This is a genomic window from Rhodococcus sp. Eu-32 (assembly GCF_003336925.1).
GTDB lineage: Bacteria > Actinomycetota > Actinomycetes > Mycobacteriales > Mycobacteriaceae > Rhodococcoides > Rhodococcoides kyotonensis_B.
This window is the reverse complement of record NZ_QGNK01000029.1, coordinates 1-12,657: the sequence shown is the minus strand read 5'-3', so window position 1 is coordinate 12,657 and position 12,657 is coordinate 1. Positions and strand designations below refer to the sequence as shown.

Below are 12,657 nucleotides of genomic sequence, written 5' to 3'. Positions count from 1 at the left end.
CATGACCCACACCATCCACCATCTCATCGGCAGCGAATGGCGAGCAGCCTCCGACGGCGCGTCGTTCGACAGTCACGACCCCCATGACGGCTCCCACCTCGCCACCGTCGCCCGGGGCACAGCAGAGGACGGCGACGCCGCAATCAGCGCCGCTCGTACAGCATTCGACGAAGGTCCCTGGGCGCGTATGGCATCCAAGGAACGCGCGAAGATCTTGCATGCCGTCGCGGACGCAGTCGACGACCATCGGGCTGAACTCTCCGACCTGGAGACGCGGGACGGCGGCAAGACCATCACTCAGTCGTCACACGCCGAAATCCCGCGCGTGGCACACAATCTGCGCTTCTTCGCGGATTACGCCGCGATGGCGGAGAACGAGGCGTATCCCGACGGCGATCTCCTTTCCTACACGCTGTACCCCCCAGCCGGAGTCGTCTCGGCGATCAGCCCGTGGAACGCGCCTCTGATGCTCGCGACCTGGAAGATCGCTCCCGCGTTGGCATTCGGCAACACCGTGGTCTTGAAGCCGGCGCCGCAGACACCATTGACCGCCAACAGATTCGCGGAGCTCGCGCTCGAAGCAGGTCTGCCGGAGGGCGTCCTCAACGTCGTGCACGGATTCGGCGGCGAGGCAGTGGCCGGACCGCTGACGTCCGACCCCCGGGTCGATCGCATCACCTTCACCGGGTCGAGCGCAACGGGTGTGAAGATTCTGCAAGCTGCGGCAGCGAACCACACACCGGTGTCGGCGGAGATGGGCGGAAAGTCGGCGAACATCGTGTTCGACGACGCGGATCTGGATATCGCGGTGCCGATGTCCATTCGGGCGATCTTCGGCGGAAACGGGCAGGTCTGTCTGTCGGGTTCTCGGTTGCTCGTACAGAACGGGATCATGGACGCTTTCCTCGACCGATTCGTCGACGCAGCCCAGAACCTGGCCGTCGGTGATCCGAAGGATCCGGCCACCGTCGTCGGACCGCTCATCGAAGAGAAACATCTCGAAAAGGTCCACGGCTACGTCGAACTCGCGCAGGAGGAGGGCGGAAAAGTCGTCACCGGTGGGAGTCGACTCACCGACCCCGCCCACGCCCCAGGGTTCTACTACCCGCCGACGGTCATCACCGGTCTGACGAACTCGTCACGCACTGCACGGGAAGAAATCTTCGGTCCGGTGGAAACCGTACTCGGGTTCGACACCGAGGACGAAGCACTGCGAATCGCGAACGACTCACCGTACGGCCTCGCCGGAATTCTGTTCACTCAGAATCTCTCTCGTGCCCACCGTATGGCTGCGCGATGGCGTGCAGGCACCGTGTGGATCAACACGTTCTTCGAGCGTGATCTGCGCCTGCCGTTCGGTGGTGAAGGAATCAGCGGCCTCGGACGAGAGGGCGGGCGATACTCGCGAGAATTCTTCACCGAGCCTCGCGCGGTGACTATCCGATTGAGCCGTTAGATGAGCAGCCTGTGCGTGGTCGTCGGGGCCACCGGTGCGCTCGGAACCGCCGTCACACGCCGACTCGTGACTGCAGGGCACCGGGTGCTTGCGGTGGCACGCAGCGCCGACGCCCTCGACGCTCTCGCGTCTCGGCATCCCGCCGTGACCCCGTGCGTGGCAGACATCGGTTCCGACGACGCGATCGAGGCGATCTCGACGGCCGTCGACGCGCCTGTGCGACTGGCGCTGTTCGCGGCGGGGCTCCCGGTGAAAGGATCCGCCGATACGATCGATCCGTCCGGCCTTGCGATTGCGGCGAACATCAAATCCGGGGGCGTGGTCCGGTTGCTGCATGCTGTTCGCGATCATCTGCAGGAAGGAGCGCGGTTCGTGGCCGTCGCGGGCTCGCTCGGTGTGGAGCCAGGTCCGTTCGACGCCGGCCCCGGCACCGCGAACGCCGCGCTGTTCAATCTGATGCGTCAGATCGGGGCACTCTATGGACCGAAGGGCGTCACAACGCACACCCTTGCCCCTGGACCGATCGACACACCGAGGCTCGACGCATTCATCGAGCGGGAATCGATCGAGACCGGGGCCTCGCCCGACACCATCCGCGAGAGATACTACGCCGCAACGTCATTGGGACGCTTGCCGACGCTGGACGAGGTTGCGTGGATCGTCGAGATGTTGCTCGCACCGGAGGCTTCGGTCCTGCACGGCAGCATTCTGACCGTCGACGGCGGCACCCGCCACGGAATCTTCTAGGAGTATTCGATGCCTGTCGCGCATTTTCATCTGGTCGACGGTTCGTTCAGTGCCGACCAGGGCAGCGCTTGCTCACCGAGGCGAGCCGCCTGTATGCAGACATCCTGAACGCGCCGATCGACAGGATCCGCGCGTTCATCGTCCGATACGGTGCGATGGACGTCGCGGTGAGCGGAGCGTTCTACGCGTCCAGTTCGCCGTATTTCACGGCCATCGTGTTGGCGGGCAGACCCGCGTCGCAACGACAAGAACTCCTGGCCCGCTTCACCGATCTCGTGGTGGACGTGTTGGACGTCGACCGACGCGGGGTTCGCGGGCGCATCGTCGAGGTGCAGCCCGAGAATTGGGCAATCGGCGGCACTCCGGCTGCGGTGGCGCGTGCCGACGAAATCTCGGCACGCGCCGTGAACTAGGGATCGGCTCCGCTGAGCATCATTGCCGAACTGTGCCTGCGGGCAGACCTGCTGTCACCGTTCGGCGATGGTCACGTCCCCTGCAGCGAAGTGCGTCTTCCGGACCTCTCGGATGATCACGCGCACGGTGCTCACCGGCACACCGAGGGCGCGTTGTGCGCCCTCGGTGAGCTCGTGAATCAACGCACGCAGTTGTTCAGGGCTGCGGCCCTCTGCAATCGTCACGTCGATGATCGGCACGTTATTCTCCCGCCACCGTGACGGAACCGAGAGAAGTGAAGTGCGCCGCGATACGTGAACCTGGTTGCACGGGAACGGCATCGGTCATGCCGCCGGTCAACACCACCCATCCCGGTTCGATGGCCAACCCGCGTTCCGCGAGAGTGTTCGCGGCGAACGCCAAGGCCTCCGCAGGGTGCCCGTGCACCGCTGCTCCGGTAGCGGAATCGACAACTTCTCCGTCCACTTCCAACAGGCACGCCTCCAACGCGAGATCCAGGTCCTCGGGACTGCGTCCGATCGGTCCGGTGACGTAGCGTCCCGACGAATTGTTGTCTGCGATGGCGTCCATCATCGTGAACTCGTACCCGGAGAATCTACTGTCGATGATTTCGATGGCGCCGACCACATGGTCGACCGCAGCGAGGGCCGTCGCCGCGGAAACCCCAGGGCCGCTGAGGCGTCGGCCCATGACGAACGCGATCTCGGGCTCGGCCCGTGCGTGAATGTGGCGCCTCAGCGGAACGGGCGCACCGATCGGCAGAATCATCGCGTCGGTGAGCCAAGCCGTCGACGGCGAATCCACGCCTACCTGAATCTGTTTGGCGCGTGACGTCACCCCGAGCTTGACGCCCGTCACCGTCTGTCCGCCGGAGATGCGCATGCGGAGCGCTACGTCCTGCGCGTCGTAAGCGGCACGGAGATCGAGTCCGTCCCACTCCGCTCCGATGGATGTCTGTGGTTCCGCTCGCCGCTCCGCTCCTAGCAGAGTTTCAGCGATCTGCGCGACGCTCCACTGCGTCATGACTCTCCCTCCTCGTCGAAAATTGCAGTTACCGAGCCGATTCCACCGATGTTCGCCACTACCGACTGGCCTGGACCGACGGCGAACGCCCGGGTCATGGAACCGGGCAGAACGACATGCCCGGGTTCCAATGTGACGCCCAGCGGGCCGACCGTGTTGGCGAGCCAGACCAGCGCGTTGATCGGTGAGCCCAGTACGGCGCCACCTGCGCCCGTGGCGACGAGTGCGCCGTCCATGTGCAGCGTGCAGCCGGCGAGCCGCAGATCGACCGCGTTCAGCGACATCGGCTTGCTACCGAGAATCACGCCACCGGACGATGCGTTGTCCGCGATGGTGTCGACGATGCCGATTTTCCAGTCGCGGATTCGCGAATCCACCACTTCCAGGGCGGGGAGAACGAAGTCGACGGCGCGCACGGCATCGGCGACGGTGACGCCCGGCCCCGTGAGGGGCTTACCGAGCACGAAAGCAATTTCTGGTTCGATGCGGGGCTGCAGAAAGATTCCTGACGGAATCGGTTGGTGCTCGAGGTGGAACATTCTTCCGGTCAGATGTCCGAAGTCCGGTTGCCCGACGCCCATCTGTCGCTGGATTGCTCGGGACGCGAGTCCCACCTTGTGACCCTTGATAACCTCGCCGTTCCGCACCCACTGCTCGACCTGCGCTTGCTGCACTCTGTACGCGAACTCGACGCCGGCCTCGGGGTAGCGGGGCGAGAGCGGCTCGATCGGCTGACCGGTTCGATAGACCTCGAGCAGCAGGTCAGCCGCGTCGTGTACGGCGTTCTCGTCGGTAGCTGCGCCACTCCCTGTCACAGCGGTCACGACGCGAACCTTCCCTGCACTGGAGCGGTCGTTCGGTTGCGACCGAGTGGCACGACGGCCTCGGCTACCTCGGCGAGTGCCCTGGTCACCTCGTTCGCGGCACCGACGACGGCTCGGTGGAACTCGACGCGGTTGGCGACGAAACGTGACGCCGGAACGCTCATGCTGATGGCGGCGACCACCTGGCCCATGTCGTCCCGTACCGGGGCTGCGACACAGTCGACGTCGGCGACCGCCTCGCCGAGATCGAAGGCGCAGCCTGCCGACCGCACCGCGTCGAGCGCCTCTACCAGTCCGGCCGCGCTGGTGATGGTGGTCGGTGTTCTACGACGGAGCGTGGTCGTGTCCAGAAAGCGTGCGAGCTCGACATGGTGCAGTTGAGCGAGCAGTACTTTACCCACCGCGGTGCAGTATGCGTCGAGCCGTGTTCCCACACGCGCGCCCTGCACCGTGATGTTGTGTGTGCCGAGCACCTTGTCGACGTACAACACTCGGTTTCGTTCCATGACCGCGAGATGTGTTGTCTCGCCGTAGTTCTCGACGAGCCTGTCCAGGACGGGGGCTGCGCAGGTACGAACGTCCACGGTGCCGCGGAGCGCTTGACCGAGTTCGACCACACGCCATCCGATCCGATACCGCCCGCGTGCTCGGCACTGGAGCAGCCCGATGTCCACGAGCGAGGACAGCAAGGCGTGTGCACTCGATCGCGGGAGATCGATGGTATTCGCGACCTCCGATACCCCCCACTCCGGTCGTTCGACCGTAAATAGGTCCAGTACGGGACCGATCTTCTGCACTGTCTGCAGCGTCGCCACGGTATCTCCTCGTTGTCTTCCTTCTGTGATCTGCAACACTAGGAACCGAAGGAGGATCCGACCATGACCGCCGACGCACGAAAAGATGGCTCGGAGCGCACGGACACGTCGGTGTACATCGACACCAGTGGTCTCGGATCTCGCGAAGGCCGTGACACCTGGGCCAGTGCGCTCGAATCGACGTACTGCGAGATGGGCCTCGAATGGGGTTCACCGCACGCACATTTCGACGCGGAACTGGTCGGACGTCCGTTCGGCGATCTCTACGTCAGCACCGTGCGCGCCGATCCGCACACAGTCATCCGGACACCTGCGATGATTTCGGGCGACGACGACGACTTGTTGTTGTGCCTGGTCATGCGGGGCCGTGGCCACGTCGAACAGGACGGGCGGTCGGCCGACCTGCGGCACGGGTCCTTCGCCTTTCTCGATCCTTCGCGACCGTTCGTGTTCGCTTCTCCGACCGAATTCGAGCAAGTGGTGGTGCGCACCCCGCGACGCCTGCTCACGTCGCGGCTGCCGTCGCACATCGTCGATGCGGTTGCGGCTCAGGGCGTATCGGCGGGTGAGGGTGTAGGTCGCGTCGTGAGCCGTCTCCTGCAGGAGATCGCCGGTCTCGATCCCGGCGTGGCGCCCGGCGCCGCGTCGTCGTTGTCGGCGTCGATGATGGACATGTTGGTCACCGCACTTGCCGACGGGACGGTTCTGCAGAGCCACACCGAGCTCGCTCATGTGCGAGACCTCCGGCGCGCTCAGCAGCTCCTGGGATCACGAATGCACGACCCGGACCTCACGATGTCCGACGCAGCTCGCGATCTCGGCATGTCTGTTCGCCATCTTCAGAACTTGTTCCGACGAGCCGACGCAACACCCATGAACTGGTTGTACGCCGCAAGGCTCGACCGGGCGCGCGGCCTGCTCATCGGCTCCGATGCCACCATCAACGATGTGGCGGAAACCGTGGGTTTCCGAGACGTCTCGCATTTCAGCCGAACGTTCCGCAAGCGCTTCGGAGCGAGTCCCGGCGAATACCGCAAAGCCAACTCGACGAGCTGATTTTCCGCCCATCCGAACGGACACGGGACGCACTGCGTCCGATGTTCGGAACTACCGAACGATGTTCGGGTGGACTTCGAGCGCGTCTCAGTCTTGTGATCGCGGACACAACCGAACCACATCGGGGTCCGCGTTCGACCTGACTACACGCGCCGCAGAAGGAGAATCATGACCGCCACTCTCGGCTTCATCGAAAGCATCACGATCGAAGAGCTCGAAAAGGACCCGTACCCGTTCTACGAGCGCCTGCGCCGAGAAGCGCCGGTGGCGTTCGTCCCCGCCCTCGGCATGTACATAGTGTCCTCGAAAGATTTGTGTGCGGAGATCGCGAAGGATTCCGACAATTGGCCTGCGGTCATCTCTGCGGCCGGCGGCCGCACGTTCGGGCCAGGTGCTCTGCTGAACACCAACGGCGAAGAACATCGGAAGTTGCGCGACATGATCGAGCCCCATCTGCAGCCCAGTGCGGTCGACAAGTACATCGACGCACTGGTCCGGCCCTACGCACGCGAGCGTCTCGAAGCCTTCGACAGCGACGGGCGCGCAGATCTCGTATCGGCGTACTGCGAGCCGGTCAGCGTGCGTGCGCTCGGCGACCTGCTCGGATTGAACGACGTCAGCACCGACAAGCTACGGGAGTGGTTCCACAAACTCAGCGTCTCCTTCACGAACGCTGCCGTCGACGACAACGGGGATTTCGCCAACCCGGACGGGTTCGAGCCGGGTGACGAGGCGAAAGCCGAGATCGTCGCGCACGTCGATCCCAAGATCGATCACTGGATCGACCATCCCGACCACTCCGCGATATCGCACTGGCTGCACGACGGCATGCCCGAAGGGCAGACGCGTCCACGCGAGGTCATCTATCCCAACCTGTACGTGTTCCTGCTCGGCGCGATGCAGGAGCCCGGTCACGCGATGGCGACCACGGTTGCGGGATTGTTGAGCAGACCCGACCAGCTCGAACGCGTCGTCGACGATCCGACGTTGATCCCTCGTGCCCAGTCCGAGGGAATGCGTTGGGTAGCACCGATCTGGTCGGCGGTCGTCAAGGCTGCGACGAAAGACGTCACCGTCGGCGGTGTCGACATCCCCGCGGGATCGGCCGTCATGCTCTCGTACGGATCGGCGAACCAAGACGAACACGCGTACGACGCGCCCACCGCCTACGACCTCGACCGGCCCGTCACTCCGAACATGACCTTCGGTGCGGGCGCACACGCCTGCGGGGGAACGTATTTCGCGAACGCCGTCATCAGAATCGGTCTGGAGGAGCTGTTGGAGGCCATCCCGAACCTTGAACGCGACGACACTCGTGACGTCGATTTCTGGGGCTGGGGTTTTCGGGGGCCGAAGGAACTTTTCGTCAAGTGGGAGGTGTGAGATGACCGCCGAACATCGCGTCCGACTTCCAGGCCGCGACATCGAGTGTGGGGAGCAGCAGTCCATCCTCGACGCGACCCTGCGCGGCGGAGGATGGCTGTCGCATTCCTGCACACAGGGAACGTGCGGCACGTGCAAGGTGAAGGTTCTGTGCGGCACCGTCGACCACGGCGCATCTCCCGAGTACACACTGACGGCCGAGGAACGGGAGCGGGGCCTGGCGTTGGCGTGTATGGCGAGTCCGTGCACCGACGTCGTCGTCGAACCCCTCGGTGTCGTGGCCGACGACGGCACGCCGCGGTATCCGTTACGCGATTACGAAGGCACCGTGACCGTGCTCGACGACGTCGCGTCGAACACCCGTCGGCTGAAAATCCGCCTCGACGCAGCAATGGAATTCAATGCAGGCCAGTACGCCGAGATTCTCGTTCCCGGAACGGGCGTCGGGCGTCAGTACTCCATGGCCAATGCACCGAGCGAGTCTCGCGAACTCGAATTCCACATCAAGCGCACCGACCACGGAATCGCCACCGCTGGTTGGATATTCGGCAACCTCGCCGTCGGTGATCGGGTGTCGCTGCGCGGGCCACTCGGGCAATTCGGGATCGCACGACGGCACGACGAGCCCGCGATCCTCATCGGCGGCGGAACGGGGTTGGCGCCGCTGACCTCGATCGTTCGCCACGCCCTCGAACACGACTTGTTGCCGGAGTTGTACCTCTACCACGGAGGAAGGCGTCGGGACGATCTGTACGACGGTGACTACTTCCGCGATCTCGAACGGGCCCATCCTCAGTTCCACTACCGTCCCGCGCTGAGCGAGGAGATCTGGGACGGCGCGTGCGGGTTGGTCACCGATGTCGTGCTCGACGACTTCGTCACCTGTAAGGGCCTGCGCGCGTATTTGTGTGGGCCACCGCCGATGGTGGATGCGGCGGTGAAGGCGCTCAAGCGACGGCGCATGGCGCCGCGGCTCGTCGCGCGAGAGGAATTCACGGCGTCGACTCCTGTTCTCTCGAGCGTTCTTTGACGACGGTGGAAGCCGGTGCTCTTTCTCGTCGAGAGCACCGGCTTCCACTGACGGTGACCGGTCTAGAAACCCCACGGCTCGTCTCTACCGACGACCGCGAGCGACCGGAAGCTTCCGGTGTAGAACACCAGGGGGCTGCCGTCGTCGTAGGCGAGTTCCTCGACCCGGCCGAGATGCAACGAGTGGTCTCCGGCGGGATACGTCGCCTCTAGGGTGCACGACAGATGCACGAGGGCACCCTCGAGAAGTGGAACGCCGCGGCGCCACACGAAGCGGACGAGGTCGGGGCGGCGAACAGCGTTCGCGAAGTGCAAGGACAGCGGCTCTTGATCACCGGCGAGTACCGACACTCCGTACTTGCCGGTATCACGAATGCGCGCGTCCATCTTCGCCCGGGTCGAGATGGACACCAATACCAACGGCGGATCGAGCGACACGGAGGTGAAAGCGTTGGCAGTCATGCCGTGTACCGATTCTTCGTTCTCGCTTTCGGCGGTCGTCACTATCGTGACACCGCTGGCGAACCGCCCCAGGGCCTTACGCATGACGAACGGCGAGATTTTCACGTCAGCGCCGCCGAACGATCTCGAGGTCGTCGTTCGAAATCAGATCGGGGCGTGTCCAGCCGTCGACGTCGTATTCGGACATGCACTGTTCTGCAAAGCCTTTGAGCTTCAGGTCCGCGCCCGCACCCTGATACGCGAACAGGGTCTGAAAGCGGACGGCTTCGTGATCGCCGCCGTAGTTGCGCTCGTACAGCTCGTGTCGTCCGCCGAATTCGGTACCGACTGCGTCCCACAGCAACTTGAGCAATTTGACGCGATCGACGGCCTCGACGCCACCGGAACCACGAACGTATTGATCCAGATAGGGACGAATTCGGTCGTCGCCGAAATCGCTGACATGGCTGTTGAGGTAGATCAGTCCGCTGCCGAGGGTCTGCTGGATGATTTCCTTGATTCTCGGGTAGCCGATGCCCATGAAGGTGCGGTAAGCCAAGCCGTATCGCGTATTCGGTTGCACCGCACCGCCGACCCAGTCCTCGGGCGACTTGGCCATGGCGTCCGACAGTCCCCAGAACATGTCTCGCCAGTTGAGTATTTCACCGACCTGCATCTGAACGCCGCGGAAGCTCGCCGAGCCGGTGAGCTCGACAGCCTTCATGACGCAGCCGGCAATGAAGTCGAGCTTCACGGCAAGCCGCGCGCAACCATGAAAGGTGAAGCGCGGCAAGAAACCCGAGCGCATCACGAACCCGTTGGATGCCTCGACGTCGTAGGCGAATATGTTCTCCCAGGGCACGAGCACGTTGTCGAGAACCATGATCGCATCGTTCTCGTCGAAGCGGCTCGACAACGGGTAGTCGAAAGGGCTGCCCATGACAGCCGCGCTCATTTCGTACGACGTGCGGCAGAACAGTTTCAGACCAGGGGAGTCCATCGGCACGGTGAAGACGACGCCGAATTCCTTCTTGCGAATCGGCAGGCCGTAATGGGCGATGAAGTTCGCATTGGTGATGGCCGAACCGGTGGCCACCACCTTCGCGCCGGACACGACCAAACCTGCATCCGTCTCTTTCACGACGTGGATGCACACGTCCGCGGTCTCGTCGGCCGGCTTGTCTCGATCGATGGGAGGGTGCACGATCGCATGGTTGAGGTAGAGCAACCGCTCCTGCGCTTCCTTGTACCAGCGCAGGGCATTCGGCTTGTACTCGCCGTAGAAGTCGGCGTTGGCGCCGAGCGTGCCCAAGAACGACGCCTTGTAGTCGGGCGAACGTCCCATCCAGCCGTACACTTCCCGCTGCCAGGTGACGATAGCGTCCCGGGCGAGAACGAGATCGTCGGCGCTACGCGCAGTCTTGAAGAACGGATGCGTGAATCCGCCGTTGCCCGTGTCCGTCGGCACCGCGAGAACGCCTGCAGCCTCGGGACGGTGAATGGCGTCGTACATGCGGGCAACGGAACGCACCGAATTGCGGAACGCAGGGTGGGTGGTGACGTCGTCCACTCGTTCGCCGCGGAAGTAGACTTCGCGGCCGTCGCGCAACGACTCGATGTACTCGTCGCCCGTCATCGGACGAATGTCGTTGAGCGATTGGGATTCCTGGGAATTCAACACTGCAGTCATGAAGTGGTGTCCTCTTTCGTCAGCCGAAGTTTGTCTGTGATTCGGAACACTAGAAGCGTGAGGTGAGGTTCGACCATGACCAACGACGCACGACGGGATGACTCCGCGCGCACACTTCGGTCCGTCACGTTCAGCACTCGTGATCTCGGTACCAGAGAGGGCCGCGACGCGTGGGCGCGGGCGCTCGACTCGACCTACTGCGAGATGGATCTCGACTGGGGTGAACCGCGTGGTCGCTTCGACGGTGAGCTGACAGGCAAACAATTCGGTGACCTGTTCGTCACCACGGTGACCGCAGATCCCCACACCGTGGTACGCACGCCGGCATCGATCTCGTCCGACGAGCGGGCGCACTACTTGCTGTGTGTCGTGACGGCGGGCCACGTCCACATACGGCAAGACGGGCGTGTGTCGACTCTCGACGGTGGGGCGTTCGCCTTCCTGGATCCTGCGCGCCCATTCGTCTTTCGGTCAGATGCTCGGTTCTCTCAACTGGTGATTCGCGCACCTCGTGAAGCTCTGGATTCTCGATTGGCGATCCACGATGGCTCGACCATTACAGCGCAGGCGATTTCGAGCAATTCAGGAACAGGTTCGATCGTCAGCACGTTCCTGCAGAGCATCGCAACATTGGAATCGGACATCGTGTCGAGAGCGGCGCAGTCACTGTCGTTGTCGACTCTCGACATGCTGGTGACATCGATGAACACGGAACTCGCCCGTACCGACAGGCCCACCGAACTACGGGCGCGCCATCTTCACAGTTATCAAACGCAACTGGAAAGCACGTTGCATGATCCGAACGTCTCGCTCACCGACGCGGCGCATGCGACCGGAATGTCGCTGAGATATGTGCAGAACTTGTTCCGCGACATCGGAACCACGCCGTCGGCCTGGCTCGCCTCGCATCGGCTGGAGCGGGCACGGCGACTGCTGACGGAGTCCGATATAACCGTGCAGGAAGTGAGTGAGGCCAGCGGCTTTCGCGACGTCTCACATTTCAGCCGCACGTTCCGCAAGCAGTTCGGCATGAGTCCCGGGCGTTACCGGAGCGCATCGGCCGGTTCATAGGCCTCGATACACGTCAGTCACAACTGCTTTGCAAGTTCCAACGCGATGTTTAGCGCCCGTGCGTCGAGTCTGCGAGACGGGACTGCGGACAACGCCCGATCCGCCCTCTGCAGCAATCTCGACCCGCGATGCGTGATACAAAGAAGGTGCTGTTGGCGCTTTGCGGGGTTTTGCTGCACTGCAACGTATCCTGCGCTTGCCAACGCACCGGTGGTGACTCCGATACTGGTGCGATGTCGGAGGAGCGATCGACTGAGGGCTGTATAGGTGACCGGTCCATGCGCCTCCAGATGACGAAGAATCTCGTACCGAGCCCAGCTCACCCCGACGACCGTGAGCTGTTGTTCCAGTGAAGCGCGCAACGAGTCCGCGGTACGCAGGAACGCCATGTAAGACGCAACCAAGTCAGAAACTTCGGGTCGCGACGGATCGGGTATGGGTGGCGAATGGGCGACGGTCGTCTTCACTCGGCGCCCTACTTCAGTTCTGCGAGGACGGTGCCTTGGGTGATGGCAGAGCCGGGGGTGACGGCGAGGCCGGTGACGATGCCTGCTTTGTGGGCGTTGACGGGGTTTTCCATCTTCATCGCTTCGAGGACGGCGATGAGGTCGCCTTCGGCGACTTCTTGTCCTTCTTCGACGGCGACCTTGACGACGGTGCCCTGCATGGGTGCGGTGACGGCGTCACCGGACGTGGCACCGGCGCCGC

13 protein-coding genes and 1 pseudogene are annotated in these 12,657 nt (G+C 63.5%); 7 read left to right on the top strand and 7 right to left on the bottom strand.

Annotated elements, in window-relative coordinates; all coding sequences use genetic code 11:
* The first annotated feature begins 1 nt into the window (after window position 1).
* From DK926_RS24215 to DK926_RS24205, 3 genes and pseudogenes are all read left to right on the top strand, one after another.
* A complete protein-coding gene (locus tag DK926_RS24215) occupies window positions 2-1,456 on the top strand; it encodes an aldehyde dehydrogenase (protein WP_114332516.1) in 1,455 nt (484 codons plus the stop codon).
* Window positions 1,457-2,203: an SDR family oxidoreductase gene (locus DK926_RS24210; protein WP_114332515.1), complete on the top strand. Its 747-nt coding sequence runs from the start codon at window positions 1,457-1,459 to the stop codon at window positions 2,201-2,203. It begins immediately after the preceding gene.
* Window positions 2,204-2,212: 9 nt separating this feature from the next.
* Window positions 2,213-2,616 (top strand): annotated as a pseudogene (locus DK926_RS24205) (tautomerase family protein).
* Window positions 2,617-2,670: 54 nt separating this feature from the next.
* Here DK926_RS24205 and DK926_RS24200 read toward each other — a convergent pair.
* Genes DK926_RS24200 through DK926_RS24185 form a run of 4 tightly spaced genes read right to left on the bottom strand, consistent with a single transcriptional unit; the run spans window position 2,671 to window position 5,279 of the window.
* Complete coding sequence (locus DK926_RS24200; protein WP_114332514.1) at window positions 2,671-2,856, bottom strand: tautomerase family protein; 186 nt, start codon at window positions 2,854-2,856, stop codon at window positions 2,671-2,673.
* Between the two features lies 1 nt (window position 2,857).
* A complete protein-coding gene (locus DK926_RS24195; RefSeq protein WP_114332513.1) occupies window positions 2,858-3,640 on the bottom strand; it encodes a fumarylacetoacetate hydrolase family protein in 783 nt (260 codons plus the stop codon).
* Window positions 3,637-4,455, bottom strand: a complete 819-nt coding sequence (locus DK926_RS24190) for a fumarylacetoacetate hydrolase family protein (RefSeq protein WP_114332551.1) — start codon at window positions 4,453-4,455, stop codon at window positions 3,637-3,639. Before DK926_RS24190 ends, DK926_RS24195 begins: the two co-directional genes overlap by 4 nt.
* A gap of 5 nt (window positions 4,456-4,460) precedes the next feature.
* On the bottom strand, window positions 4,461-5,279 hold the full coding sequence (locus DK926_RS24185; protein ID WP_114332512.1) for an IclR family transcriptional regulator: 819 nt from the start codon (window positions 5,277-5,279) through the stop codon (window positions 4,461-4,463).
* Window positions 5,280-5,342: 63 nt separating this feature from the next.
* Here DK926_RS24185 and DK926_RS24180 point away from each other — a divergent pair, with 63 nt between their 5' ends.
* The 3 genes from DK926_RS24180 to DK926_RS24170 all read left to right on the top strand — a co-directional run bounded on the left by DK926_RS24180 (window position 5,343) and on the right by DK926_RS24170 (window position 8,748).
* Complete coding sequence (locus DK926_RS24180; RefSeq protein ID WP_114332511.1) at window positions 5,343-6,335, top strand: helix-turn-helix domain-containing protein; 993 nt, start codon at window positions 5,343-5,345, stop codon at window positions 6,333-6,335.
* Between the two features lie 168 nt (window positions 6,336-6,503).
* The gene (locus tag DK926_RS24175) at window positions 6,504-7,718 is read left to right on the top strand and encodes a cytochrome P450 (protein WP_114332510.1); all 1,215 of its coding nucleotides are present in this window, start codon (window positions 6,504-6,506) and stop codon (window positions 7,716-7,718) included.
* 1 nt (window position 7,719) lies between these two features.
* The gene (locus DK926_RS24170) at window positions 7,720-8,748 is read left to right on the top strand and encodes a 2Fe-2S iron-sulfur cluster-binding protein (RefSeq protein ID WP_114332509.1); all 1,029 of its coding nucleotides are present in this window, start codon (window positions 7,720-7,722) and stop codon (window positions 8,746-8,748) included.
* Between the two features lie 62 nt (window positions 8,749-8,810).
* On the opposite strand, the gene nphA is transcribed toward DK926_RS24170, so the two are convergent.
* Both nphA and DK926_RS24160 read right to left on the bottom strand, forming a co-directional pair.
* Window positions 8,811-9,293, bottom strand: coding sequence for an NADH-dependent flavin reductase (nphA, locus tag DK926_RS24165; protein WP_114332550.1), 483 nt, complete (start codon window positions 9,291-9,293; stop codon window positions 8,811-8,813).
* A 22-nt stretch (window positions 9,294-9,315) separates the two neighbouring features.
* Entirely contained in the window at window positions 9,316-10,878 is a 1,563-nt protein-coding gene (locus DK926_RS24160; protein WP_114332508.1) for a 4-hydroxyphenylacetate 3-hydroxylase N-terminal domain-containing protein, read from the bottom strand.
* Between the two features lie 75 nt (window positions 10,879-10,953).
* Here DK926_RS24160 and DK926_RS24155 point away from each other — a divergent pair, with 75 nt between their 5' ends.
* Window positions 10,954-11,949: an AraC family transcriptional regulator gene (locus DK926_RS24155; RefSeq protein ID WP_114332507.1), complete on the top strand. Its 996-nt coding sequence runs from the start codon at window positions 10,954-10,956 to the stop codon at window positions 11,947-11,949.
* Between the two features lie 475 nt (window positions 11,950-12,424).
* On the opposite strand, the gene DK926_RS24150 is transcribed toward DK926_RS24155, so the two are convergent.
* Window positions 12,425-12,657: DUF2118 domain-containing protein (locus DK926_RS24150; protein ID WP_114332416.1), on the bottom strand; the 233-nt coding region annotated here is incomplete at its 5' end.